The sequence below is a fragment of the Mesorhizobium sp. M2E.F.Ca.ET.209.01.1.1 genome (assembly GCF_004010375.2).
Classification (GTDB): domain Bacteria; phylum Pseudomonadota; class Alphaproteobacteria; order Rhizobiales; family Rhizobiaceae; genus Mesorhizobium.
In genome coordinates, this window is sequence record NZ_SADP02000005.1 from 307,532 (window position 1) to 331,767 (window position 24,236).

At 63.5% G+C, this 24,236-nt stretch carries 23 protein-coding genes; 11 read left to right on the forward strand and 12 right to left on the reverse strand.

All coding sequences use genetic code 11. From position 1 onward, the window contains the following. Positions 1–60: 60 nt before the first annotated feature. The gene (locus EN852_RS12910; protein WP_210238238.1) at positions 61–1,854 is read left to right on the forward strand and encodes a tetratricopeptide repeat protein; all 1,794 of its coding nucleotides are present in this window, start codon (positions 61–63) and stop codon (positions 1,852–1,854) included. Here EN852_RS12910 and EN852_RS12915 read toward each other — a convergent pair. The 4 genes from EN852_RS12915 to EN852_RS12930 form a co-directional block, all read right to left on the reverse strand. Further along, on the reverse strand, positions 1,846–3,159 hold the full coding sequence (locus EN852_RS12915; protein WP_127873779.1) for an O-antigen ligase family protein: 1,314 nt from the start codon (positions 3,157–3,159) through the stop codon (positions 1,846–1,848). The two genes, EN852_RS12910 and EN852_RS12915, sit on opposite strands and share 9 nt — an antisense overlap. Continuing rightward, positions 3,156–4,691 (reverse strand): undecaprenyl-phosphate glucose phosphotransferase, encoded by a 1,536-nt coding sequence (locus EN852_RS12920; protein ID WP_127867869.1) that lies wholly within the window; start codon positions 4,689–4,691, stop codon positions 3,156–3,158. Before EN852_RS12920 ends, EN852_RS12915 begins: the two co-directional genes overlap by 4 nt. A gap of 98 nt (positions 4,692–4,789) precedes the next feature. Further along, positions 4,790–5,920: a glycosyltransferase family 4 protein gene (locus tag EN852_RS12925; protein ID WP_127873778.1), complete on the reverse strand. Its 1,131-nt coding sequence runs from the start codon at positions 5,918–5,920 to the stop codon at positions 4,790–4,792. Between the two features lie 10 nt (positions 5,921–5,930). Beyond that, positions 5,931–6,494, reverse strand: coding sequence for a polysaccharide biosynthesis/export family protein (locus tag EN852_RS12930; protein WP_127873777.1), 564 nt, complete (start codon positions 6,492–6,494; stop codon positions 5,931–5,933). Between the two features lie 261 nt (positions 6,495–6,755). On the opposite strand from EN852_RS12930, the gene EN852_RS12935 reads away from it, so the two are divergent. Both EN852_RS12935 and EN852_RS12940 read left to right on the forward strand, forming a co-directional pair. Then, on the forward strand, positions 6,756–9,005 hold the full coding sequence (locus EN852_RS12935) for an exopolysaccharide transport family protein (RefSeq protein ID WP_127873776.1): 2,250 nt from the start codon (positions 6,756–6,758) through the stop codon (positions 9,003–9,005). Positions 9,006–9,279: 274 nt separating this feature from the next. Beyond that, positions 9,280–9,714, forward strand: coding sequence for a peptidylprolyl isomerase (locus EN852_RS12940; protein ID WP_127873775.1), 435 nt, complete (start codon positions 9,280–9,282; stop codon positions 9,712–9,714). Positions 9,715–9,732: 18 nt separating this feature from the next. Here EN852_RS12940 and EN852_RS12945 read toward each other — a convergent pair whose 3' ends face one another. Continuing rightward, positions 9,733–10,962 carry a GNAT family N-acetyltransferase gene (locus EN852_RS12945; RefSeq protein ID WP_127873774.1) on the reverse strand — a complete coding sequence of 410 codons (1,230 nt, stop codon included), beginning with the start codon at positions 10,960–10,962 and terminating at the stop codon, positions 9,733–9,735. A 90-nt stretch (positions 10,963–11,052) separates the two neighbouring features. Here EN852_RS12945 and EN852_RS12950 point away from each other — a divergent pair, with 90 nt between their 5' ends. Continuing rightward, positions 11,053–12,111 carry a polysaccharide deacetylase family protein gene (locus tag EN852_RS12950; RefSeq protein WP_127873773.1) on the forward strand — a complete coding sequence of 353 codons (1,059 nt, stop codon included), beginning with the start codon at positions 11,053–11,055 and terminating at the stop codon, positions 12,109–12,111. A 29-nt stretch (positions 12,112–12,140) separates the two neighbouring features. Here EN852_RS12950 and EN852_RS12955 read toward each other — a convergent pair whose 3' ends face one another. Further along, positions 12,141–12,356 carry a DUF2842 domain-containing protein gene (locus EN852_RS12955; RefSeq protein WP_042643947.1) on the reverse strand — a complete coding sequence of 72 codons (216 nt, stop codon included), beginning with the start codon at positions 12,354–12,356 and terminating at the stop codon, positions 12,141–12,143. A 152-nt stretch (positions 12,357–12,508) separates the two neighbouring features. Between EN852_RS12955 and EN852_RS12960 the strand changes: the two genes are divergently transcribed. Continuing rightward, positions 12,509–13,600 carry a COX15/CtaA family protein gene (locus tag EN852_RS12960; RefSeq protein ID WP_127873772.1) on the forward strand — a complete coding sequence of 364 codons (1,092 nt, stop codon included), beginning with the start codon at positions 12,509–12,511 and terminating at the stop codon, positions 13,598–13,600. A 70-nt stretch (positions 13,601–13,670) separates the two neighbouring features. On the opposite strand, the gene argC is transcribed toward EN852_RS12960, so the two are convergent. Both argC and speB read right to left on the reverse strand, forming a co-directional pair. Then, positions 13,671–14,603: an N-acetyl-gamma-glutamyl-phosphate reductase gene (argC, locus tag EN852_RS12965; protein WP_127873771.1), complete on the reverse strand. Its 933-nt coding sequence runs from the start codon at positions 14,601–14,603 to the stop codon at positions 13,671–13,673. A 29-nt stretch (positions 14,604–14,632) separates the two neighbouring features. Next, positions 14,633–15,634 (reverse strand): agmatinase, encoded by a 1,002-nt coding sequence (gene speB / locus EN852_RS12970; RefSeq protein ID WP_127873770.1) that lies wholly within the window; start codon positions 15,632–15,634, stop codon positions 14,633–14,635. Positions 15,635–15,760: 126 nt separating this feature from the next. On the opposite strand from speB, the gene EN852_RS12975 reads away from it, so the two are divergent. Beyond that, positions 15,761–16,975, forward strand: a complete 1,215-nt coding sequence (locus EN852_RS12975) for an acyltransferase (RefSeq protein WP_127873769.1) — start codon at positions 15,761–15,763, stop codon at positions 16,973–16,975. A gap of 95 nt (positions 16,976–17,070) precedes the next feature. After that, the gene (locus EN852_RS12980; RefSeq protein WP_127873768.1) at positions 17,071–18,129 is read left to right on the forward strand and encodes a glycerophosphodiester phosphodiesterase family protein; all 1,059 of its coding nucleotides are present in this window, start codon (positions 17,071–17,073) and stop codon (positions 18,127–18,129) included. A 196-nt stretch (positions 18,130–18,325) separates the two neighbouring features. Here EN852_RS12980 and EN852_RS12985 read toward each other — a convergent pair whose 3' ends face one another. Next, entirely contained in the window at positions 18,326–19,198 is an 873-nt protein-coding gene (locus EN852_RS12985) for an aldo/keto reductase family oxidoreductase (protein ID WP_127873767.1), read from the reverse strand. 94 nt (positions 19,199–19,292) lie between these two features. On the opposite strand from EN852_RS12985, the gene EN852_RS12990 reads away from it, so the two are divergent. Then, positions 19,293–20,201 carry a LysR family transcriptional regulator gene (locus EN852_RS12990; protein WP_127873766.1) on the forward strand — a complete coding sequence of 303 codons (909 nt, stop codon included), beginning with the start codon at positions 19,293–19,295 and terminating at the stop codon, positions 20,199–20,201. 58 nt (positions 20,202–20,259) lie between these two features. Here the strand turns inward: EN852_RS12990 and rpsI are convergent, their stop codons facing one another. The 3 genes from rpsI to EN852_RS13005 form a co-directional block, all read right to left on the reverse strand. Beyond that, a complete protein-coding gene (gene rpsI / locus EN852_RS12995) occupies positions 20,260–20,730 on the reverse strand; it encodes a 30S ribosomal protein S9 (protein ID WP_040999876.1) in 471 nt (156 codons plus the stop codon). Continuing rightward, complete coding sequence (rplM, locus tag EN852_RS13000) at positions 20,730–21,194, reverse strand: 50S ribosomal protein L13 (RefSeq protein ID WP_040983169.1); 465 nt, start codon at positions 21,192–21,194, stop codon at positions 20,730–20,732. The genes rpsI and rplM overlap by 1 nt, the downstream gene beginning before the upstream one ends. A 225-nt stretch (positions 21,195–21,419) precedes the next feature. Continuing rightward, positions 21,420–21,884 (reverse strand): PaaI family thioesterase, encoded by a 465-nt coding sequence (locus EN852_RS13005; protein ID WP_127867883.1) that lies wholly within the window; start codon positions 21,882–21,884, stop codon positions 21,420–21,422. Positions 21,885–22,034: 150 nt separating this feature from the next. Here EN852_RS13005 and EN852_RS13010 point away from each other — a divergent pair, with 150 nt between their 5' ends. Genes EN852_RS13010 through EN852_RS13020 form a run of 3 tightly spaced genes read left to right on the forward strand, consistent with a single transcriptional unit; the run spans position 22,035 to position 24,194 of the window. After that, positions 22,035–22,856: an enoyl-CoA hydratase gene (locus tag EN852_RS13010; protein WP_127873765.1), complete on the forward strand. Its 822-nt coding sequence runs from the start codon at positions 22,035–22,037 to the stop codon at positions 22,854–22,856. Positions 22,857–22,899: 43 nt separating this feature from the next. Continuing rightward, entirely contained in the window at positions 22,900–23,676 is a 777-nt protein-coding gene (locus tag EN852_RS13015) for an AAA family ATPase (RefSeq protein ID WP_127873764.1), read from the forward strand. Beyond that, entirely contained in the window at positions 23,673–24,194 is a 522-nt protein-coding gene (locus tag EN852_RS13020) for a CoA-binding protein (RefSeq protein ID WP_127873763.1), read from the forward strand. Before EN852_RS13015 ends, EN852_RS13020 begins: the two co-directional genes overlap by 4 nt. Positions 24,195–24,236 lie beyond the last annotated feature (42 nt).

Genomic DNA, 24,236 nt, shown 5'->3' on the forward strand with positions numbered 1-24,236 from the left:
ACGTCTTTTTTTCCCGCCTGCTGTTGGCGATTCTGCGTGCTATGCTGCACTGCCCGGTGATTGCTGGGAACGCCGGCGGGAAGAGCAATGGTAACAGGCCGATACGAGCTGCTTAATCGAAAGCTGTCGGCGATCGTCTATGCGGACGTGCACGGCTACAGCCGCCTTATGGATCAGGACGAGGCAGGCACAGTTGTCCGCCTGACCCGGTCGCTCAGCTTCATACGCGGCTTGGTTGGAGACTATGGCGGTTCAGTCGTCGACACTGCCGGCGACGCTGTGGTGGCCCTGTTCCCCAGCCCGACCCTGGCGTTGCATTTCGCGGTCGAGATGCAGCGGGAACTGTCCAACGAGACGGTGTGGTCAGGCGCCCAGGATCCCATTACCTATCGGATCGGCATCACCGTTGGAGACACGATCGCAAGCGACGGTGAGATCTATGGCCTGGGCATCAATATGGCCGCTCGAATCCAGTCGCTGGCGGAGCCGCGCGGCATATGCATCGCCGAATCCGTTCGCCAATTCGTTCGCGGCGAGCCGGAGTGCTCGTTCCGCTCGCTGGGCAAGCAAAAGCTGAAGAATATCGCCGACGAAGTGGAGGTCTTCGCGGTCGATTTCGAGCTGGCACATGCCGAGCCAAGGGCGCAGGCGCTACACTTTGCCCCTGCGCCTGAGCGTATCGCGCCGGAGAGTTCGCTGGCGGTCCTGCCGCTTGAGAACGTTTCAGGTGACCCCGCGGACCTCCATTTGTGCCAGGGTGTCGTGGCGGATCTCATTTCCAACCTGTGCCGGTTCCGCAACCTGATGGTGATTGCCCGGCATTCGACACTGGCCGTCGTCGCCCAGACACGATCGCTGCGCGAGATCGCCAATCAACTGGGTGTTCGCTATCTCCTGACGGGAAGCCTGCGCCGTGCGGGCACTCGCCTGCGGGTCGCCATGGACCTGGTCGAGGCGCAGACCGAGCATACGATCTGGTCGGAACGCTACGACGGCAGCATTGAGGACATCTTCGCCTTCCAGGACGATGTTACCGCGATGACAGCGTCACGGCTTGCAGTGCAGATCGACATGGCTGAGAGGCGGCGGCTGATATCGCAAAATCATCCCAACATTCATGCCTATGGCATGATCTTGCGCGGACAGGATCTCAGCTTCCGCTTCCGCCCGGAGAGCAATTGGCATGCCCGGCGGCTCTATGAGCAGGCGAGGAATCTCGACCCCCGTTATGCCCGCAGCTATGCGGCCCTGTCCAGAACGTTCAATGTCGAATGGCGCTATGCGTGGACCAGCGACCCGGAAGCAGCGTTGAACGAGGCGCTGAAGCTCGCAAGTCTGGCCGTGCTGCACGATGACCTCGACGCGCGGGGTTACTCGGAGATGGGCTTGGCTCACCTCTACAAGAAGCAGCACGATCCAGCGATCGCCGCCTACGAACGCGCTCTGCAGCTCAATCCCAACGACGCCGACCTGCTGGCCGAGATGGGCGACTGCCTTGTCTATGTTCGGCAGGCGGAACGGTCGGTGAAGCTGCTGGAGCGGGCGATGCGGCTGAACCCCTACTATCCCGATGCCTATCTTTGGTATCTGGGCGACGCCTATTTTCAGCTGGGCGAATATGAAAAAACGATAGAGACGCTGCAGAAGATGCGGGATGGCTCCGAGGGCCATCGGCTAATGGCGGCGAGCCATGCCTATCTCGGAAACACTGAAGAAGCGCAGAAGCACGCCCGTGCGCTGCTGGAGGTGCACCCGAATTTTACCACTGAGCAGTGGCGCAAAGTTCCTCCGCACAAACATCCCGAGGATACTGAATTGCTTGTCGATGGCCTGCGCAAAGCGGGGCTAAGATAGCGCGGGTGCGGGCGTCTGCCGCGAGATAGACGACGCGGCCGCTGCCGGAACGGGACTACGCGCCAGCCGCAATTCCCGCTGATGCCGGTACTCCAGCGCGATGGCGCCCCAGACCAGTCCGAGCAGCAGATAGAGATGGCGCCAGTGGTCGATGTCGATGAAGGTGCCTAGTCCGATATTGCCGAGATAGGCGACATAGGCGCAGAGCAGGTAAGGCTGCCATGGCCGGTCGCGCAGGAGGATGCGGAAGCCGGCGCCGATCGTCCACAGCGTCAGCGTCAGGAACGACACGAAGCCCAACCAGCCATAATCCATCAGCGCCTTCAGCCAGATGTCGTGCGTGTCCTCGCCATAGATCGTGCCGAAGACCAGCGGGCCGATGCCGAACGGATGCTCCATCGCCAGCTGGAAGCCGATCGTGTAGCGGGCGAAGCGGCCGAGCCGCGCCGAGTCGTAGCTCTGCTCGAGCTGCGCGCGCTGGGTGAACATGTCCGACACGCCGGGCAGTTGCAGGATGATCAGGAAGGCGACGACCAGCAGCGCCAACGCCGCTATCGTCATCACCACCACGCGCAGCCGGAACTTGCCGCTGGCGCTCTGCAGGAAGAGGCACGCGGTAAGCAGCACCGCCGACACCGCGAACATGCCCCAGGCGCCGCGCGAGAAGGAGAAGAAGATGCCGGCGGTGATGATGAGCAGTGGCACGGCAAACAGCGGCATGCGCGGCACCGGACCGGTGAGCAGCAGGTAGAGCAGGTAGGTGCCGGGCAGCACAAGGTACGGCCCGAACACGTTCGGATCCTGGAAGGCGCCGGCCGCGCGGTCGTATTTGGTGAACATCTCCGCGCCGGGAAATGCATGGAAATAGCCGGCGATGCCGAGCAGCGACGTTGCCACCGCCGACACGACATAGGCGATGAAGATCAGCCGGTAGAGGCTGGGCTGGACCGAGGTCACCGAGGCGAAGAACACCGCGCTGAAGGCGAGGAACAGCGAGACGGCGAGATAGAGCGGCGTGTTGGCGAGATCCGCCATCTGCGTCATGGCGATCATGCCGCCGATGTTCATCGCCACCAGGAGCACCAGCAGCGGCACGATCGCGCGCGAGATCCTGAGGCCGAACAGCACCCAGACCGCGATCAGCCCGGCCATGTAGAGCTCGTAGGGCGCGGGCTCGCTGATGACAAAGCCGGAGAGCAGGATGCCGATGCCGATCCCCGCCGACGCGATCAGCGAAATCAGCTTCGCATTGACCGCCGACGCCGGCAATGCCCGCGGCTGCAACTCATGAGTGACGGCGCTCAATAGGCGTTTTCCGTGTTGAGCAGGCGGATTGGCGTCAGGAACAGAATGCGCAGGTCGAACAGCATCGACCAGTTCTCGATGTAATAGAGGTCATATTCGGTGCGCATGCGGATCTTTTCGTTGGTGTCCATCTCGCCGCGCCAGCCGTTGATCTGCGCCCAGCCGGTGACGCCGGGCTTCACCTTGTGGCGGGCGAAATAGCCGTCGACCACCTCGTTGTAGAGCAGGTTGTGCGACTGCGCGGCGATCGCATGCGGGCGCGGCCCGACCAGCGACAGCGAACCGAAGAGCGAGTTGAAGAACTGCGGCAATTCATCGATCGAGGTCTTGCGGATGAAGCGGCCGACGCGGGTGACGCGCGGATCGTTCTTGGTCACCGTCTGCTTGGCGGTCGGATCGGACCGGTCGGTGAACATCGAGCGGAACTTGTAGACCTCGATGATCTCGTTGTTGAAGCCGTGCCGCTTCTGCTTGAACAGCACCGGACCCTTGCTGTCGAGCTTGATGGCGATCGCGGTGGCGAGCATTACCGGCGAGAAGACGATGATGCCGACAAGCGAGAAGACGATGTCGAAGGCGCGCTTGGCGACCGAATCCCAGTCGTTGATCGGCTTGTCGAAGATGTCCAGCATCGGCACGGAGCCGATATAAGAGTAGGCGCGCGGCCGGAACTGCAGCGCGTTGGAATGCGCCGAGAGCCGGATGTCGACCGGCAGCACCCAGAGTTTCTTGAGCAACTGCAGGACGCGCGATTCGGCGGTCAGCGGCAGCGACACGATCAGCATGTCGATGCGCGCGATGCGGGCGAATTCGATGAGCTCCGAAATCGTGCCGAGCTTCGGATAACCGGCGACGATCGGCGGCGAGCGCTTGTCGTTGCGGTCGTCGAAGATGCCGCAGATGCGGATGTCGTTGTAAGGCTGCTTCTCGACCGAGCGGATCAGCTGTTCGGCCGCCTTGCCGCCGCCGACGATGAGCGCGCGGCGCTCCATGCGGCCGTCGCGCGCCCAGCGGCGGATGAGGCTGGACATCACCAGCCTCAGGCCGAAGATCAGCACGAAGCCGACCACGAACCAGGTGCCGAACAAAAGGCGCGAATAGTCTTCCGACGCCTTGATGGCAAAGGCGGTGAGCGCCATCAGCGCGAAGCTGCCGGCCCAGACGAGCAGCACCCGGCCGAAATTGGCCAGTGGGCGCATCAGCGCCGCGATCTGATAGCGGTCGGTGACGTCGAGCAGCACCACGGCCAGGAACGACGTCGCCGCGATCGCCAGCGGGTATTGCCAGGCCAGATAGGTGAAGAAGCCAACATAGTAGAAATAGACGCCGAGCCCCGACAGGAACAGCAGTGCGAACTCGACCATGCGCAGCACGCCGCTGACCATGATCGGCGACATGGTATCGCGCCGGTATTGCGAGGCGACCTGGCGCGCCACATCGTTGATGCCGCCGGGCTGTCCGCCATCGGCGGGAGCCTCGTAGTTGCGCACCGCATCCATGGAAAAGCGGTGCGCGGGGTCGATCTCATTCATGGGAACTGTCCGCGAGCTTCGCGCAATTGCTTAGCAAAAGAGAGCTAAAAAAGGCTTGAGACAACCGGTGGTTTTGAAGCTGTTGTGCGGTTGCGGACCTACTTGTTCAGCGCTCCGAAATAGGCCTTCTCAATCTGGGCGGCCATTACATCCGCTCCGAATCGGGTCTTGAGCTCGCCGGTCTGGGGCATCATCTCCCGGTACGCGTCGCGTTCGCCGAGCGCGGTCTTCATCTTGCCGGCAAGTTCGACCGGATCTGGCCGGATCAGGGCAGGGGAGCCCTCGCCGAAGATTTCCGGAATGCCGCCGACCGCGGTCGCGATCATCGGCATGCCGGCGGCCAACGCTTCGAGCACAATATAGGGCATCGCCTCCGCGCGGGACGGAACTACGACCAGCTCGGCCAGGGCGAAAGCTTGCCTGGCCGGCATCGGCGGCAGGAAGCGAACGCGACTCTTGAGACCGAGCCGCTCGACCTGCGCGTGGTAGCGCGGCAGGTCGTCGCCGTCGCCAATCATCACCGCGCTCAAGGGCCGTTCAAGCTCGCTGCCGGCTAAAGCCAGCGCATCGATGAAGATATCCGGGCCTTTCAGGTCGCGCATCATGCCGATGTACAGGAAATCGGCGGCATCTGCCGCCGTCGCCACCGGTTCGAATTCGGCGGCGCGCAGGCCGTTATAGACGAGCCGGTTGGGTATGGGCGGTTCGCCAACTTTGCGGCGATAGGTTTTCCGCTCATAGTCGGAAACGAACAGCAGGCAGTCGGTGAAGTGCGCCATGAAGCGCTCCAGCCCGAAGAACAGCTTTCCCGTCGCTGTCGTTTCGTCATAGTGGAGCGAGCCGCCATGCGCCGAATAAAGGCGGGCCACGCGATACCTTGAAACCCGCAACAGTGAGCCGAACAGACGGGCATAGGCGCCACCCTTGGCGCCGTGCCCGTGCAGCACGTCCGGCCGCAATTCCTGGATGATTCGATAGGTGCGCCAAGCCGAGGCGAGATCGCCCGGCCCGACATGACGCTGCATCGGCGTGCGATGGATGCCGAGCGCCAAACTGTCCTTCATCGCCTCGAACAGCCGTTCCTCATAGTCGCCGCCGGTCGTCGAGTCGCAGACGATTCCCACCGCGTGGCCGGCGGCGACCTGCGCCTCGGTCAGGTCGCGCACATGCCGGAAGATTCCCCCGACAGGTGAGCGGAAGCAGTGGACGATCCTGAGGTTCACCGCCACGACGGCTTTTTCAGAACAGGCGTTCGCGGACGTAGACGGTGTCGCCGGGCAGGAGCGGATCGGATGTCAGCACCCGTCCGGTCATCACCTTGCCGTTGATATCGCGGGTGATGTCGACGCTCTCCTGATTGGCGCGTGGCGTGAAGCCGCCGGCAATGGCGACCGCCTTCTGCACGGTGAGCCCCGGCACATAGGAATACTGGCCAGCGGCACCCACTTCGCCCATCACGAAGATCGGCCGGTAACGGTCGATCTCGACCGAAACATCGGGATCGCGCAGATAGCCCTGGCGCAATTTGTCGGCGATCTCCTTTTCCAGCTGCTGCGCGGTGTGGCCGCGCGCCGGCACAGCGCCGACCAGCGGGAAGGAGAGGTAGCCGGACTGGCCGACGCTGTAGGTGTTGGTCAAGCCGTCCTGCTCGAACACCGTGACACGGACGCGGTCGCCGGCGCCAAGCCGGTAGGGCTGGTCGAGCACTTCATGGAAGGCGGCGGGTGTCGGGCGATAGCTCGAGCAGCCGGTCAGCAGCGACAGGGCAAGCAAAGCGCGAAAGAGGGAAGCAGTGCTTTTCATGACCGGCCAGGAACCTTCATCGCTCTCGCCGCAAGCCGCGGCACAACCCCAGGAAGTTGCGACCGTTATCATCCTGTTAGGGTTAATGGGCGGTAAAGGAGCGCGATCCGGACCGCTTTGATCGGCAAAAAGCCAATCGTTCTATTGCTTTCATCCAATATTCTTTGAGTGCCCTCTAATAAGCCGCCGCCCTAATCTTAACGGGTGAGTTACCATAGCTGTTTACGGTCCATCCTCGACTCAAAGTTCGGAGCAGGATGCATGTCCGTTCAGTCCGCGGCCGCAGATGTCGATGTCGACCTGAAGCAGCTTTTCGCCAGCCTGGCGAGGAACTGGCTGCGCATTGTTATTGTCACGCTTGTGGCCACCGGGCTCGCCTTCGCTTTGGCCTGGCTCGCGACGCCTTATTATAAGGCGACAGCCAAGCTGGAGATCGGCTCGCGCGAATCGGAATACACCCGCCCGCCGGGCACCAACGACGACGACAAGCCGATTCTCGACGAGCAGGGCGTGGCGACTCAGGTGCAGATCATTTCCTCGCCCGACATCCTCAAGCAGGTGGCGACCAAGCTCAATCTGGATAAGCTGCCGGAGTTCGACGAAACGCTGAAGATGTCGGCGCTCGGGCGCATGCTCGTTCTCGTCGGCTTGAAAAGCGATCCCTTCGATATTCCGCCGGAAGAGCGCGTGCTGAACGCCATGCACGACAAGCTCAATGTCTACGCGGTTGAAAAGACTCGCGCGATCGCCATCGAGTTCGCCTCGAAGGATCCCAAGCTTGCCGCCGATATCGCGAACGGCATCGCCAACGCCTATATTGCCTCGAAGGGCGACGCCAAGCTCGAATCGAACGCCGCCGCCACCGACTTCCTGGCGCCGGAGATCGCCGACCTGCAGAATCGCGTGAAGGACGCCGAGGCCAAGGTCGCAGCCTTCCGCGCCCAGTCAGACCTTCTTATGGGCGGCAACAATGCGGTGTTGCCGACTCAGCAGCTCGCCGAGCTGTCGAGCGAATTGTCACGCGTGCGCGCCAGCCGCGCCGCCGCCGAGGCGAGTGCTGAGAGCGTGCGCCGGGCGCTGCAGAATGGCGGCTCGCTGGACAGCGTGCCGGAGGTCCTGTCCTCCGAGCTGATCCAGCGCCTGCGCGAGCGCCAGGTGGAGCTCCGGGCCAACATTGCCGACCTTTCCACGACCCTGCTGGACAACCATCCGCGCATCCGGGCGCTGAAATCGCAGCTTGCCGACCTCGACGGCCAGATTCGCAATGAGGCGCAAAAGATCATCCGGGGCCTGTCGGCACAGGCTCAGACGGCGAAGGCCCGCGAGGATCAGCTGGTCGTGGATGTCAACACGCTGAAAGCCGCCTCGGCGCGCGCCGGCGAACAGCAGGTGCAGCTGGACGCCTTACAGCGTGACGCGAACGTTCAGCGCCAACAGCTTGAATCCTATATGGCAAGTTACAATGCGGCCGCCTCGCGCAAGGATCGCAAATACTCGCCCGTGGCGGCGAGCCTGATCGCGCAGGCTCAGGTGCCGTCCCAGCCTTATTTCCCGAAGATCGGGCCGATCACCGGCGCCGCCGCCGCCGCTTCGCTGCTCCTGATGGCGATCGGAACGCTGCTTGGCGAGCTGTTCTCCGGCCGCGCCATGCGTCCTGCACCCGGTGCCCGTTTTGAGAACATAGAGCAGGTGGCAATGCCTGTCGCGCGGACGGAACCGGCGATCGATGACGAAGGTCGCGCTTTTGCTCCTTACAAGGAAGCCGCGGCAGGTCATTCCATCGCGGAAGCGGAACTCCCCAGGCCGGCCGAGACCGAGCCGGTAGAGGTTCATGCCGCCGCTGCCGAACCCGCTGAGTCCGTTGTCAGGCCTTCTGAAGCCGGCGAATCGGCGCCCGAGCCGCGCCAATCCCGGCTCGGCGAGATCGATGTCGACAAGGCGGCGGAGAAGCTGATCGCCTCCGGTGCGGCGCGTGCGATCTTCGTGTCGCCGGAAGGCGACGAGGCGGCCGCGTCCGCCGTGCTGGTGGCGCGCGAAGTCTCCGACGCCGGCCTGCGTGTGCTTTTGCTCGATCTCACCGCATCGGGCGCGGCGTCCCGGCCGATGCTGGACTCGAGCCTCTTCCCCGGCATCACCAATCTGCTCGCTTCCGAAGCGCAGTTCAGCGACGTCATCCGTCCCGATCTCTATTCGGATGCGCATGTCATTCCGGTCGGCACCGCCGACCCGGTCCGCGCCATGCGCGCCGCCGACCGGCTGCCCATCATCATGCAGTCGCTGACCACAGCCTACGATCTCGTTGTGGTCGAATGCGGCCCGGCCGATGCGCAGGGCATCAGCCGCCTGGTCGGCGACGGCACCGAAGTCTTCCTGTCGATGCTGGAAGCCGACGATCAGATGACCCAGGCCGCAGTGAAGCTGATCGAGAACGGCTTTCCGGATGTCACGCTGGTCACTCCGGTCGGCCATGAGCCGGGAGATCCATTGCCCGGACGCCGGTCGGCTGCATAGGGCTGGAGGCCGACAAGGCTGTCCGGCGCTGCCGCGACGCTTGCCCAGGATAACCGCGAGGTACCGGAGACCGGACCGCGACGAATGGGTCGCAGCTCAGCTGAGGGGCATGACAATCGTTAGGATCGGAGCATTTCTCTGCGGCTCCTGCACTTTACATCGGCGGCAAGCCACCTAGTTTGGATGTTTCGCGCTGCGCATTTTTGTGCGTGGATGATCGTGAGCGGGACCGTGATCCATAGGCCGGCCCCCAAATTCCCAAAGGATGGCTGTTATGACACAGGCCAAGAACGGCGACACCGTACGCATCAACTACACTGGGCGTCTGGTGGACGGCACCCAATTCGATTCTTCAGGCAGTGAACCGCTGCAGTTCACACTCGGTGAAGGACAGGTAATTCCTGGCCTCGAAACCCATGTCGAGGGCATGGAGGTCGGCACGAAAAGCACTGTCACCGTTCCTGCTGACGCCGCCTATGGCCCTCATCGCCCCGAGGCGGTGGTAACCGTCGACCGCGCCGCCGTGCCGGCAAACATCAACGTCGATGTTGGCACCCGATTGCAGGCCCGCTCCCGCGAAGGACGTCCCATGCAAGTGACGGTCATCGGCGTCGACGACGCCAGCGTCAAGCTCGACGGCAATCATCCGTTGGCCGGAAAGGACCTGGTGTTCGACGTTGAATTGGTCGAGATCGTTCAGGCGGCTTAGTCAGCGATCTTGCCAGGGCTAGCTGTCGTCCTCGGCCGCGGCAGGTGCTGCCTGTCCGGCAGTCTTGCGGCGCAGCATCTTGGTCAGCTTCCAGGCCGTCGGGTTGTTCTTGATGAAGGCCTTCGCCCGCGCGCCTTGCCGCATCGCCGCGGCCAACGCGTGGCCCTTCAGCGTCAGTGGCGCGAGCACCTCGAAATGCTGGACTTCGATATCGCACCAGAGCCGCTTGTAAGGCTCGTCGCCGACCGAGAAGTCGTACACGCCGAAACCAAGCTCACAGGCTTCCTGGATGTTGTCGAAGAACAGGAAGTCGCCAGGGCTGGTGAAGGCGAGATCGTCCTCGGCGATGGCGCCAAACTCGCAGATCAGCCGCTTGCCCGAGCGGCTGGAGCCCGTCACCGCGCGCAGCTTTCCCGCCACGTCAAGGCCGTGCAGCAGGAAGGATGGCTTTTCCTCGGTCAGCGCATCGATAAACAGCGCCCGGAAAAAGTCGCGCACCTGCCTGTCGCCGAAGACATTGGCGATGCCCATCTTGGCGAAACGCGCTTCCTTCATCTCGAGGAAGGCGTCGAGCAGCCTGTCGACCTCCTCGCGGGTGCGGGCTTCGATCCTTCGGAATGCGCCGACGGCCTCGAACTTGCGCGTCTGCGAGCGGTGCTTCTTGCGCTTGCGCTTGCCGCTCGCGCGCGACAGCAGCGCGTCGAACCCGCCGTCGAGATCGACCGCGAGCGCGATGTTCGGACTTGGGAAGCCGGGCAGCACGGCCAGTGGATTGGCGACGCCATCGAGATCCGGCAACAGCCTTTCCAGTGAGATCAGGTCGATGTCCGGGCGCACCCTGGCGATCGCCTTGAACATCGAGCGGATCGCCGGAGCGTCGATGGCGGGCAGAAAGCGCGGATCGGCTGCCGCGAAATTGCCGTTGGCGTGCCGACCGCCGGCGAAACGGGCAAGCTTGAAGGGACCGTGCCTAATGACATCCAGCGCCAGCGAAAGCGCCGGGCGGCCGTCGCAGACAAGCGTCGCGACAACCATGTCGGCGCCCGTCGCGGTTGCCCAGTTGTTCGCCCAGGACGCGCTTTGCGCCGGCGCGAACAACGCCGAGGCGCAGAATTGAATATAATCGGCAAGGCCGGCGCCATCGCGTGCGGTAGTGGTCCACCGGCCCTGATCGGCCTTCATCGGTCGCGTGGAAACCTCATTGGCAGCGACCCGGTTGCCGTCAAATGACGCGGCGGCGTCAACCATCCCTCAATCCTTAAGACGTATTGGTTGCAACCTGGGGTTCGCATAGGCGCAAGTCGTGCATGGATGAGCCTAGGCGCAAAAGGTGAAGGAATGATCGACGGGGGCGAGGCAATCCGGAAACTGGCGTTGAACCTTGCCCGCTACTCCGGCTTGGCGCCCCTGGCGCGACCCTTTGTCGGCGGCATCGGCGCCATCCTGATGCTGCACCGCGTCACCGCGACACCGGAGAGGCCGAACAGCGTCAATCGGCATCTGAACATTGCTCCCGCTTTTCTTGACAGGCTTATCGCTGACATGAAGGGAAAGGGTTATGCCTTTGTTTCCCTTGATGAAGCGATCGAGCGGATCAAGGCTGGTGGCAAGGGTGGCCAGTTCGCCACGATCACCGCCGATGACGCCTATCGCGACAACATGACGGAGGCGCTGCCGGTGCTCGAGAAGCACGGCGCGCCGATCACCATCTACGTCGCTCCCGGCTTGATCGACGGCGCCGTCGATCTCTGGTGGGATGTGATCGAGGACATCGTCGACACCAGTTCGCGCCTGACGCTGACGATGGCGGGCAAGCCGACGGTGATCGATTGCTCGACATCAGGCAGGAAGATCCAGGCCGTCGAGCGGCTGAACGCATGGCTGACCGTGGAAGTACCCGAGGAAGAGCAGGGTGCGGCGCTGCGGGAACTGGCCCGTTCGAGCGGCCACGAATTGGGCACAGGCCGCCCAGGCACCCTGATGAGCTGGGATGAGCTTCGCAGCATGGCCGTGCACCCGTTGGTGACCATTGGCGCGCACACGGTCAATCATCGCAATTTGAAGCGGCTGTCCGAAGCCGATGCGCGCCATGAGATCGGCGACGTCCGCCGTATCCTCAAGGAAAAGCTCGGCGAGGAGCCGCGTCATCTGGCTTACCCCTATGGCTATGCCAGCGCCGTCGGCTGCCGCGAAGTGGGCTTTGCACGCGACGCGGGCTATGCCTCGGCGGTGACCACGCGGCACGGTGTGCTAAGGGCCGAGCATGCCGGTTTCCTGCATGCTTTGCCGCGCATCTCCGTCAACGGTCGCTATCAGAGCGTCGCCCATATCCGCACGATGCTGTCCGGCATCACCACGCCGCTTGCCAATGCCGGCAAGATGGTGGTGACCATCTAGACGAGCCGAGCTGCCGGCGTCGGCGCGGCTCACCCCTTCGGCCGCGGCTCGATGATCAGCCATTTGATGATGGCCATGGCCGGCAGGACCCAGAGAAAGCCGCTGAGCAGGAAGAACAGGAGATGCGCGGTAGGCCCATACTCGGCGAGCCTGGTGACCGCGACGGCCGACGCGATCAGCGCGTAGATGATGACCAGCGCCACCAACAATATGGTTCCGATCAGCTTTTTCAGGCGAATGGGCATGTCGCGGTCCCGTTGACCCGTCTCGCTTAGGCTGAATGACATGCGCGCGCAACCGCCGCGGCCCGGCGCGACGGCGTGCCGCGCTGTCCAGTCTTGTCAGCCGGGCGGCCATGGTCCACCAATCCGCCGTTTTCAATCGTTGGAATACGCTCATGGCTGCCATCACCGCCACGGCCCCCTATGCCGCACGCGACCGAGATCTGCATAACCGCGCCCTGGTGCGCGGCTGGCTCTACGTCGTGGTGCTTGTGCTGTTCGCGCTGGTGCTGGTGGGCGGTTCCACGCGTCTCACCGGCTCGGGGCTGTCAATCACTCAGTGGCAGCCGATACATGGCGTCATCCCGCCGCTCAACGACGCCGAATGGCAGGAAGAGTTCCAGCGCTACCAGCAGATCCCGCAATATACCGAGATCAACAAGGGCATGAGCCTCGAGGACTTCAAGTCCATCTTCTGGTGGGAGTGGGCGCACCGCATCCTGGCGCGCAGCGTCGGCGTGGTCTTTGCCTTGCCGCTGCTGTTCTTCTGGGCAACGCGCCGCATCGAGCGCGGCCTTGGGCTGAAGCTCCTCGGCATCCTGGCGCTCGGCGGACTGCAAGGCGCCATCGGTTGGTGGATGGTGGCTTCGGGCCTGGTCGACCGGGTCTCGGTCAGTCAATACCGGCTGGCGACACACCTGACGCTTGCCGCGCTGATCTTCACCGCCACCATGGCGGTCGCGCGAGGTCTCGCGCCGCATTCCGAGCCCGCCGCAGATCGTTCGACGCAGCGGCTCGCCGGCTTCATCGTGTTCTTGACGCTGATCCAGATCTATCTCGGCGGATTGGTCGCCGGCCTTCACGCCGGCCTTACCTACAACACATGGCCACTTATGGACGGAAAGGTGATCCCCTCCGATCTGCTTCTCCTGAAGCCCGCCTGGCTGAACTTCTTTGAAAATCCGAAGACGGTGCAGTTCGTCCACCGGCTGGGCGCCTATACGGTCTTTGTCATGGCGCTCTGGCATATGATCGCCACCTGGCGTCGTCAGCCCGGCACCACCCATGCCCGCCGCGCCACGCTTCTGTTCGCGCTGGTGGTCGTCCAGGCCTCGGTCGGCATCGGCACGCTGCTGATGCAGGTGCCGCTGCACATGGCTCTGACGCATCAGGCGATCGCGCTGGTCCTGCTCGGCTTTGCCACCGCGCATTGGCGCGGCAGCAAGGGCGCTTATCCGCTGCCGACGCAGATAAGTGTCAGAAGCTGACGGCCGGCGATCAGCATAGCGAGCGAAACCTTCGAACGGCCCAGCGCTCTGGAAACGCCTGCATTGCCGCTCAGTGCTTGATGCCGAGCATCAGGTCGAGATTCTGCACGGCGGCGCCCGACGCGCCCTTGCCGAGATTGTCGTAGACAGCCATCAGCAGCGCCTGCGCCCGCTCGTCATTGGCGAAGACGTAGACCTTCATCCGGTTGGTGCCGTTGTAGATTTCCGGATCGATCTCCGGGATGCGCTCCATATGGGTGTATGGCGCCACCTCGACCACGCCGCCGTCGATCGACGCATAATGGTCGGCGATCGCCGCGTGAAGCTCGGCGCCGGACGGCACGCGGTCGAGACCGCCAAGCTGCAGCGGCACCACGGTGATCATGCCCTGCGCGAAATTGCCCACCGCCGGCTGCATGATCGGGTCGTGCGACAGCTTCGCATAGGTGCGGAGCTCCGGCACATGCTTGTGCTGCAGCGTCAGCCCGTAGGGCAGGAACTCGGGCGCGTCCTCGCCCTTGCCGACATAGTCCTCGATCATCGGCCGGCCGCCGCCGGAATAACCGGAGATGCCGTTGACGGTGACCGGAAAGTCGGCCGGCAACAGGCCGGCGGAGACCAGCGGACGAAGCGTCGCGATCGGCCCTTGCGGCCAGCAGCCCGGATTGGCGATGCGCTTCGCGCTGGCGATCTTCTTCGCCTGGTCCTTGTCCATTTCGGCGAAGCCGTATTCCCAGCCCTCGGCGACGCGATGCGCGGTCGAGGCGTCGATCACCTTGGTGGTGTCGTTCGTGATCAGCGACACGCTTTCCTTTGCCGCCGCATCCGGCAGGCAAAGGATCGTGACATCGGCCGCGTTGAGGAATTCGGCGCGGGCTGCGGTCTCCTTGCGGCGCTCGGTCGGGATGGAGATGATCTCCAGGTCGCCGCGGTCGGCAAGCAGCGCCCTGATCTGCAGGCCCGTCGTGCCGTGTTCGCCGTCAATGAAGATTTTCGGTTTCATCGCTTGCCAAATTCCCTGCGATTCCAATGTCATATGCCGTGAGCATAATTTATCGCGGCATGATTGCCGTTGTTCAACTCTTCTGCCCGTGCCTTTCGTTCCGCCAACAGGCCGAGATAGTGCATGGCGATGATCGATCCGGCGATCGCCGTTATATCGGCATGATCATAGGCCGGCGCAACCTCGACGATGTCGGCGCCGACGACATCCACCTGGCCGAGCTGGCGCAGCGTCGACAGCATCTTTGCCGAGGAAGGGCCGCCTGCGACAGGCGTGCCGGTGCCTGGCGCGAAGGCCGGATCGAGGCAGTCGATGTCAAAAGTGAGGTAGGTCTTCTTTCCGCCGGTGCGCTCGACGATCGCATAGGCGATGTCGGAGGCACGCATCTCCTCGACCTCGTGGCCGTAGAGGATCTTGATGCCGAACGTATCGGGCGCATGGGTGCGGATGCCGATCTGGATCGAGCGGTCCGGATCGATGATGCCTTCATTCACCGCGCGGGCAACGAAGGAGCCGTGGTCGATGCGCTTGCCGTCATCGGGCCAGGTGTCCTGATGCGCGTCGAACTGCACCAGCGCCAGCGGCCCATGGATCGCGGCATGCGCCTTGAGCACCGGCCAGGTGACGAAATGGTCGCCGCCGAGCGTCAACAGGAACGCGCCTGATTTCAGGATCTTGGCCGCCTCGCGCTCGATGGTGCCCGGCGTCTTCTGGTGGTTGCCGCTGTCCAGCAGGCAATCGCCATAGTCGACCACCGAGAGGTGCTCGAACAGGTCGCGCGAGAACGGGTATTGCGGGTCGTTGTCGAGGATCGCCGAGGCGCGGCGGATTGCCTGCGGCCCGAAGCGGGCGCCAGGCCGGTTGGTAACGGCGGCGTCGAAGGGAATGCCCCACACCACGGCGTCCGCGCCCTTCACGTCCTTCGTGTATTTGCGCCGCATGAACGACAGCGCGCCGGCATAGGTCGGCTCGAGCGACGCGCCCGTCTTGAAGCGGGCGGTGAAGGCGTGGTCGATCTCTTTGTTCGCCATTACGGGTCCTCGGTTTGCATCGGGGCAGCCACCACTACAGAACCGGCACGCAACATGCCAGTCACAGCTTTGCGGAAAGGAAGCGGCGCTCGGCGAGTGCCACGGCAACACAGGATCTGTATCATTATGGCTGAGACGGCTCTGCTCAACCTTGCGCCCGCGCCAGCGGCGACCCGTGTCGGCACGGCCGCCGGCGAGCGCTTCCTGGTGCTGGATTCCTGGCGCGGCATCTGCGCGCTGCTGGTCGCGTTGTTCCACTTCCCGACCACGTCGATGATTTCGCAAAGCGCCTTTGTCGGCGGCTCCTATCTGTTCGTCGATTTCTTCTTCGTACTCTCCGGCTTCGTCATCGCCAGCGCCTATGGCAGCCGGCTGAACGAGCAGGATGATCTTGCCCGCTTCGCGCTGGTGCGTTTCGGCCGCATCTATCCGCTGCATCTCCTGATGCTTGCCGCTTTCGCCGGCTTCGAGGCGCTGCAGCTCGTCTTGCCGGCCCTGCACGGAACTGGTCCGGCACCCTTCACCGCCGGCTTCGACCTGAAGAGCCTCGTCGCCAACCTCTTCCTTCTGCAGGGTATGGGGGTTGAGGATCACCTGAGCTGGAATGCGCCGAGCTGGAGCATTTCGGCCGAGTTCTTCACCTATCTCATCTTTGCCGGCGTGGTCTTCGCCGCCGGCCAGCGCGCCTGGATATGGTTCGTCGCCGCCGCCGTGACGGCGCCGCTTTTGCTGCTCGCGGTATCGACGCGTCATATGGACGTGTCTTTCGATTTCGGCTTCATCCGTTGCCTTTGCGGCTTCTCGCTCGGTGCGTTGCTTGCCTGGTTTCAGCACGATTCCATTGCAGAGGCGCGACAGGCGCTCAGCAACGGGGCAGGGCGTCTCGCCTGGACGCTGGCCGAACTCGCGATGATTGTGGGGATCGCGCTGTTCGTCTCCTTTGCCGGCACGAGCGACATCGGCATTGCGGCGCCGGTCGTCTTCGCGCTGGCGCTTTATCTTTTCGCCCATGAGGGCGGGTGGGTCAGCGTGGCTTTGCGCAGCCGGCCGATGCTGCTGCTCGGCTCGCTCTCCTATTCGATCTACATGGTCCACATCTTCGTCCAGGCGCGCATGATCAATGCAGGCGGCCTCATCGAGCGCAGGCTCGGGCTCGGCATCGTTGGCGACCTGATGCTGCGCGGCGACCACGCGACCGGCTTCGGCGCCGGTTCGCCATGGATTGGCTTCGCGGCTTTGATCGCGATGTTGATCGCTATCATCGTCGCGTCGTGGTTCACCTGGCGCTTCGTTGAAATGCCCGCGCTTGCCTGGTTCCGCCGTCTTTCCAAACGGATTTGACGAGCCTTGGCGCAAGACGGATAGCCGGCTTCGTTCACCGCCCTGTCATGGGCATCGCCTAACCGGGTCCCGACCCGGAACGGAGCGATTCCCCGATGCGAACACTCTGGTTGAGCCTTTTTCTCTCCGCCGCGCTTGGTGCAATTCCTAATCAAAGTTTAGCCGGCGAGACGCGCGCCGCTCAAATACTCGACCGTTTCGAACATGCCAATCAGTGGCGCGACCATGTGATGATTGCCGCGCACCGCGCCGGTAGCATGCAGGCCGGCAAGACGCTCTACGCCAAGAATTCGTTGGCCGCCGTCGAGGGTTCGATCGCCATCGGCGCTGAGATCGTCGAGGTCGACGTCAGGCGCGCTAAGGACGGCACGTTCGTCATCATGCATGACAGCTGGCTCGACCGCACGACCACCTGCAGAGGCGAGTTGGTGAACTATACGCTTGCCGAGCTGAAGACGTGCCGGCTGGTTATCGAGGGCACGGGCGCCGTCACCAACGAGACGGTGTCGACGCTGCGCGAGATGCTGCTGGCGACCAGGGACAGGATCCTGATCAACCTCGACAACAAGCTGGAGGTGACCGACCTGCCGGGCATGATCGCGGAGGCGCGCGATCTCGGCATGGCCGATCAGGTGATCGTCAAGGAGAACCTCTGGAACCGGCAGCGCATCGATGCCGCGAGCGCTGCGCTCGCCAAGGCTGGCGGTGGCTTCCAGTTCATGCCGATCTTGGCCGACGACGCCGTGCATGACGCCGTCTTCGCCGCCGAGGTCGACAAGGCGTTCGCGCCTCATGCCATCGAGCTGATCAATTGGCGCAACGGCGCGGAAACGCTGACGCCGACGGGCGGGCCGCTGTTCAGCAACCATATGCGGGCGGAAGCGGCCCGCGGCGACTGGCACCTTTGGGCCGACACCTACGCCATCGTCCACAAGCCAGGCGGCTTCCTTGCCGGCGGCCGCGGGGATGAACTCGCCGTCGCCGCCGGCCTGCCGCGCGAAGCCTGGGGTTTCTGGGTCGACCGCGGCGCGACGATCGTCCAGACCGACGAGCCGAAAGCGGCGATCGAGTGGCTGGCGGCGAATGGTTATCGCGTGCCGTACACAACGGACATCAAGCAAGCCGAGCCGGCGCGTACGGCGAGTATTAATTAGAGCCGGCGCTTCACCCCGCCCGGCGCTTCGCGCCGACCTCCCCATCGAGGGGAGGTAGAACGTCGTGCCAAACTGCCGTCGCTGCATGCCTGCGGCATCCTGAATGCAAAACCGGCGTTCGAGCATAAAGCGCGGCGCCCTACCTCCCCTTGATGGGGAGGTCGCGCCGCAGGCGCGGGCGGGGTGCTGCGCCGACCTACGCCGCTTTCGCCACGCCATCCAACTCGCGCAGCACATCCGCCGATAGCTCCAGTTCCGCGGCCGCCAGATTCTCGCGCAAATGCCCGACCGACGACGTGCCCGGGATCAAGAGGATGTTGGGCGACCGCTGCAGCAGCCATGCCAGCGCTACCTGCATTGGCGTGGCGCCGAGCCGTTCCGCGACGCCCGAGAGCGTCGACGACTGCAGCGGGCTGAACCCGCCGAGCGGGAAGAACGGCACATAGGCGATGCCGTCGCGCGCCAGCTCGTCGATCAGCGCGTCGTCGTCGCGGTGCGCCAGATTGTACTGGTTCTGCACGCAGACGATGTCGCAGATCTTCCGGCCTTCCGCGATCTGCGCGCGGGTAACGTTGCTCAGGCCGATATGGCGCACGAGGCCTTTGCGCTGCAATTCGGCAAGCTTGGTGACCTGCGCCTCGATGGAACCCTCGGCCGGACCATGCACCCCGAACATGATGCGCAGATTGACGACGTCCATCACCTCAAGACCGAGATTGCGAAGATTGTCGTGCACGGCCTGTTCGAGCTCATCGGCTGTGAAGGCCGGCAACCAGGAGGCGTCTACACCTCGACGGGCGCCGATCTTGGTGACGATGGTGAGGTCGTCGGGGTAGGGCGCCAGCGCCTCGCGGATCAGCTTGTTGGTGACATAGGGCCCGTAATAATCGCTGGTGTCGATATGGTTCACGCCTTGCGCCACCGCTTCGCGCAGCACCGCAATCGCCGCGTCATGATCTTTCGGCGGGCCGAACACGCCTCTACCCGCAAGCTGCATGGCGCCGTAGCCGAGGCGGTGGACCGAGCGGTCGCCGAGGTTATAGGTACCGGATTTGTTTACGCTGGACATCGTGGTCTCCTTCGCTGTCGACCACGGAGATAGGGCATGGCCGCTGTCCCGATAACCGGGTATAACTGGCACGACCTGTGCGGAAATAAGAACAATGGCAGCTGACCTTAACGATCTCCAGGCATTTATGGCCGTCGCGCGCGCGGGTGGCTTTCGCGAAGCGGCTCGCGTCACGGCAGGCAGCGCGTCCGTGCTCAGCGAAGCCATTCGCCGTCTGGAAACCCAGCTCGGTGTCAGGCTCTTCAACCGCACCACGCGCAGTGTCGCCCTGACCGAGGCAGGCGCCGGCCTGCTGGCGCGTCTTGGCCCCGCGCTGGGTGAGGTGGAGGCCGCGCTCGACGTCGTGAACGGCTTTCGCGACCGGCCAGCCGGGACCTTGCGCCTTAATGTGCCGATCAGCGCCTCACGGCTGGTCCTGCCAAAAATCGTTCCGGGATTTCTCGCCGCCTATCCGGCCATTCGCCTGGAAGTGATCGCGGAGGAGAACTTCGTCGATCTGCTGGTGGCAGGCTGCGATGCCGGCATCCGCTATGACGAGCGGCTAGAGCAGGACATGATCGCCGTGCCGATCGGACCGCGCACGCAGCGTTTCACCACGTCAGCCGCGCCGGCCTATCTTGACCGGCACGGCCGGCCGCAGCACCCGCGCGACCTGCTTGGCCATGCCTGCGTGCGCGGCCGCTTCCCGAGCGGGGTCATGATGCCGTGGGAGTTCGAGCGGGATGGTGAGGTGGTGCGGGTCGACACCACGGGACCATTGCTCGTCAGCATCGGCGGGGGCGTCGATCTCGCCATCGATGCGGCGATCGCCGGCGTCGGCATTCTCTGGCTGTTCGAGGACTGGGTACGCCCGCATTTCGAGAGCGGCACGCTGGAACCCGTGCTTGAGCCGTGGTGGCAGAGCTTTTCGGGTCCGTTTCTCTACTATCCCGGGCGCCGTCTGGTGCCCGCGCCGCTGCGCGCCTTCATCGACTACGTCAAAACGCCGGCCGGACACTGGTAGCGGAAAACAAAAAGGCCACCCGGAGGCGGCCTTTTCGAAAGCTTGGATTTCGAAGCGCTTAGCGCTTCGAGAACTGGAAGCTGCGGCGGGCCTTCGCCTTGCCGTACTTCTTGCGCTCGACCACGCGGCTGTCGCGGGTCAGGAAGCCGCCCTTCTTGAGCACCGAGCGCAGGCCCGGCTCATAGTAGGTCAGCGCCTTGGAGATGCCGTGACGCACCGCACCGGCCTGGCCGGAGAGGCCGCCGCCGATGACGGTGGCGACGATGTCGTACTGGCCGGCGCGGTTGGCCGCGACGATCGGCTGGTTGAGGATCATCTGCAGCACCGGACGCGCGAAATAGGTCGCGAATTCCTTGTCGTTGACAGTGATCTTGCCGGAGCCCGGCTTCACCCAGACACGCGCGATGGCGTTCTTGCGCTTGCCGGTGGCATAGGCGCGGCCCGACTTGTCGAGCTTCTGGACATGCACGGGCGCGGCCGGCTGCGCGGCGACGGTGCCGAGTTCTGCGAGCGAGGAAAGCTCAGCCATTACGAAGCCCTCTTGTTCTTGGAGTTCAGCTTGGCCACGTCGAGCGTGACGGGCTGCTGGGCGGTGTGCGGATGCTCGGCGCCTGCATAGACGCGCAGATTCTTCATCTGGCGACGGCCAAGCGGGCCGCGCGGGATCATGCGTTCGACGGCCTTCTCGACGACGCGCTCCGGGAAACGGCCCTCGAGCAGCTGGCGCGCGGTGCGCTCCTTGATGCCGCCGGGATGGCCGGTGTGCCAGTAGTAGACCTTGTCGGTGTACTTCTTGCCGGTGAACACCACCTTGTCGGCATTGATGACGATGACATTGTCGCCATCATCGACATGCGGGGTGAAGGTGGGCTTGTGCTTGCCGCGCAGATGGTTGGCGATGACAGTGGCCAGACGACCGACGACGAGACCTTCGGCGTCGATCAGCACCCACTTCTTCACCACATCCGCAGGCTTCTGCGAAAAGGTAGCCATGGTTTTGCTCTCAGGTTGACCTTCCCTGCAAAGGGCAGGAGAAGGCGTTTCTTGTTGCTTGGATTGACGGGAAAGCCGGAGCCACCCGCCAAATAACAAAACGGCGGCCATTGCGGGCCGCTGCTTCGGATAGGCTTATAGGCGAGGGCGCCTGACGCGTCAAGGCAACGGAAAACGAGTTTCAGCGAATAAATATAATAAAAACAGCACGTTGGTAAGACGGTATTATTTTACCGCATCACTATCACGCTTCCTCGGGATCGAGTAGGTCCCCGTGGCGTGGGCCACAGTGTGTCCGTCCGGGCCCGCCACGATGTCGATGTCGAACACCATCAGGCTTTTGCCGAGCTTCAGGATCCGGCAATGGCCGTCGATCGGACCGGCCTCGGCCTTGCGCATGAAGTTGATGTCGAGGTTGACCGTCACCGAAAGCGCATCCGGTCCGGCGTGGCTGAGCACGCAGACATAGCCGCCGATGTCGGCAAGCGTGAACAGCGATGGACCGGATACCGTTCCGCCGGGACGCAGATGCCGCTCGTCGGCATTGAGCCGAACCGTGCAGCCGCCGGGAAACACGTCGATCGCCTCGTAGGAGGTGAAGTTGTCGTTGAGTTGCGGATAGACGCTTGCCATCAGCGCGTTGACTTCCGCCGCATTGAGCATGGGCTTCAGATCGCTTTGGGCAGGCATGGCGGCGTCCTATATGAATGGTGGGCTCCGGGCGATGTGCCTGGACCAAACGGTGCGACGGAGAAAACACGTCTCGCGACTGTTCTTCAACCGGCAGCGTGCTAGTTCTGTTGCTCCATGCGCCGCAAGCGCTGACCCGAGAGATTGGACATGGCTGAAGTTGTTGCCATCAAGCCCGCCGTCGTCGACGGCCCCGTTCTTGTCAGCCAGGACAAGGGCATTTTGCGTCTCACGCTGGCCAGCCCGCCGGCCAATGCGCTGTCGCTGGCGACGATGGCGGCGCTGCAAGCCGAGTTCGATCGCGTGAGAGAAGACAAATCCGTGCGCGTGATCGTCCTGGCGGCGTCGGGCAAAGTGTTCTGCGCCGGTCACGACCTCAAGGAGATGACGGCGCACCGCGCCGAAGCGGATCGCGGCAAGGCTTTCTTCGAAAAGACCTTCGCTGCCTGCGCGAAGTTGATGCAGACGATCGTGCGCCACCCGAAACCGGTGATCGCCGAGGTCGACGGCCTGGCAACCGCCGCCGGCCTCCAACTGGTCGCGAGCTGCGATCTCGCCATCGCCTCGCACGAGGCGAGCTTCTGCACGCCGGGCGTCAACATCGGCCTGTTCTGCTCGACGCCGATGGTGGCGCTGTCGCGCAACGTCTCGCGCAAGCAGGCGATGGAAATGCTGCTCACCGGCGAGACGATCGACGCCGCGACCGCCAAGGAGTTCGGCCTGATCAACCGCATTGTGCCGCGCGAATATCTGAATCAGGTTGTCAACAAATACGCGCAAACCATTGCTTCAAAATCATCTTTGGTGGTCAAGACCGGCAAGGAAGCGTTCTATGCCCAGGCCGAGATGGGACTGGGCGACGCCTATGCCTATACCGGCCGTGTGATGGTGGAAAACATGCTGGCCCGCGACGCCGAGGAAGGCATCGGCGCCTTCATCGGCAAGCGCAAGCCGGAATGGACAGACGAGTAGCGGCTTGAATGGGTCCGCGCCATTCCATCGCTAAGGGTTCGACGTGGCTGCCCGCAAGCAACTGACGCGGCTGAAAGCGCCCTACCTCAAGCGCATCCTGCTTGAGCCGTCGCGTGTTGCCGACTGGGAGCAATATCCCTGGAACCTGCCGATTTTCCGCGACCGCGAGTTCGAGTTCGAATTCGCCTCGGCCATCACGATCATCGTTGGCGAGAACGGTACCGGCAAATCGACGCTGCTGGAAGCGATCGGAGCATTGGCTGGCTACGATGAAGCCGGCGGTGGCAAGGGCTACATGCCCGTCGACCATTCTCGCGCCATCGACAAGAGCGGCGCAGGGCTGGCGAGCAGTTTCCGGTGCCACTGGCTGCCAAAGGTGACTGCGGGTTGGTTCTTTCGCGCCGAGTCATTCTATTCGGTTGCACGCTATCTCGATGAGGCGGCGCGGGAATCCGGCGGTGCGCCACCCGACTTCCTGTCCTGGTCGCATGGCGAGGGCTTTATCCGCTTCTTCGAGGAGCGCTGCCGCCGGCAAGGTATCTACATCCTCGATGAGCCCGAAAGCGCGCTCTCGCCGACGCGACAGATCGAGCTGCTCAAATTGCTTCAGCGCATGGAGCAATCCGGCACCGCGCAGGTGATCATGGCCACGCACTCGCCTTTGCTGATGGCTTGTCCGAACGCGCGGCTCTTCCGCATCAGCCGCTTCGGCCTCGATCCGATCGATTTTCAGGACACCGATCATTTTCGCATGATGCGCGACTTTTGCAGCGATCCGGCTGCCTTTCTCGCCGAAGCGCTGTATGAGGACGAGCCATGAATCACGACACCTACGACAACGCCTACATCGCCGGCATTCTGAACTCGGTGAAGACAATCGCCATGGTCGGCGCCTCGCCCAACGATGTGCGGCCAAGCTACTTCGTGCTGAAATATCTTTTGGCCAAGGGCTTTTCGGTGCTGCCGATCAATCCCGGCCAAGCCGGCAAGCAGATCCTCGGACAGACGGTCTATGCCAGCCTGGCCGATCTGCCGCATCCGGTCGACATGGTGGATGTTTTTCGCGGCTCCGCGGCGGTGCCCGGCATCATCGACCAGGTGCTGAAGCTCGATCCGCTGCCCAAGGTCGTCTGGATGCAGCTTGGCGTGCGCCATGACGAGGCCGCGGCCCGCGCCGAGGCGGCTGGCATCAAGGTGGTGATGAATCGCTGCCCGAAGATCGAATATGGCAAGCTGTCGGGCGAGATCGGCTGGACTGGTGTCAACTCCGGCGTTCTGTCGTCGAAAAAGCCGTTGATGCGCCAGGGATTTCAGAGCTTCGGCGTGCGGCAGAAGTAGGCCCCCAGCGGTTCGCGCAAAATTATTCCGGGGAGAAACGCA

Excerpts from the sequence above, each read along its gene's own strand:
- EN852_RS12920 (WP_127867869.1), bottom strand. The coding sequence starts at position 4,691 with ATGAATGAGATCGACCCCGCGCACCGCTTTTCCATGGATGCGGTGCGC.
- EN852_RS12930 (WP_127873777.1), bottom strand. The coding sequence starts at position 6,494 with ATGAAAAGCACTGCTTCCCTCTTTCGCGCTTTGCTTGCCCTGTCGCTG.
- EN852_RS12935 (WP_127873776.1), top strand. The coding sequence starts at position 6,756 with ATGTCCGTTCAGTCCGCGGCCGCAGATGTCGATGTCGACCTGAAGCAG.
- EN852_RS12940 (WP_127873775.1), top strand. The coding sequence starts at position 9,280 with ATGACACAGGCCAAGAACGGCGACACCGTACGCATCAACTACACTGGG.
- EN852_RS12945 (WP_127873774.1), bottom strand. The coding sequence starts at position 10,962 with ATGGTTGACGCCGCCGCGTCATTTGACGGCAACCGGGTCGCTGCCAAT.
- EN852_RS12950 (WP_127873773.1), top strand. The coding sequence starts at position 11,053 with ATGATCGACGGGGGCGAGGCAATCCGGAAACTGGCGTTGAACCTTGCC.
- EN852_RS12955 (WP_042643947.1), bottom strand. The coding sequence starts at position 12,356 with ATGCCCATTCGCCTGAAAAAGCTGATCGGAACCATATTGTTGGTGGCG.
- EN852_RS12960 (WP_127873772.1), top strand. The coding sequence starts at position 12,509 with ATGGCTGCCATCACCGCCACGGCCCCCTATGCCGCACGCGACCGAGAT.
- argC (WP_127873771.1), bottom strand. The coding sequence starts at position 14,603 with ATGAAACCGAAAATCTTCATTGACGGCGAACACGGCACGACGGGCCTG.
- speB (WP_127873770.1), bottom strand. The coding sequence starts at position 15,634 with ATGGCGAACAAAGAGATCGACCACGCCTTCACCGCCCGCTTCAAGACG.
- EN852_RS12975 (WP_127873769.1), top strand. The coding sequence starts at position 15,761 with ATGGCTGAGACGGCTCTGCTCAACCTTGCGCCCGCGCCAGCGGCGACC.
- EN852_RS12980 (WP_127873768.1), top strand. The coding sequence starts at position 17,071 with ATGCGAACACTCTGGTTGAGCCTTTTTCTCTCCGCCGCGCTTGGTGCA.
- EN852_RS12985 (WP_127873767.1), bottom strand. The coding sequence starts at position 19,198 with ATGTCCAGCGTAAACAAATCCGGTACCTATAACCTCGGCGACCGCTCG.
- EN852_RS12990 (WP_127873766.1), top strand. The coding sequence starts at position 19,293 with ATGGCAGCTGACCTTAACGATCTCCAGGCATTTATGGCCGTCGCGCGC.
- rpsI (WP_040999876.1), bottom strand. The coding sequence starts at position 20,730 with ATGGCTGAGCTTTCCTCGCTCGCAGAACTCGGCACCGTCGCCGCGCAG.
- rplM (WP_040983169.1), bottom strand. The coding sequence starts at position 21,194 with ATGGCTACCTTTTCGCAGAAGCCTGCGGATGTGGTGAAGAAGTGGGTG.
- EN852_RS13005 (WP_127867883.1), bottom strand. The coding sequence starts at position 21,884 with ATGCCTGCCCAAAGCGATCTGAAGCCCATGCTCAATGCGGCGGAAGTC.
- EN852_RS13010 (WP_127873765.1), top strand. The coding sequence starts at position 22,035 with ATGGCTGAAGTTGTTGCCATCAAGCCCGCCGTCGTCGACGGCCCCGTT.
- EN852_RS13020 (WP_127873763.1), top strand. The coding sequence starts at position 23,673 with ATGAATCACGACACCTACGACAACGCCTACATCGCCGGCATTCTGAAC.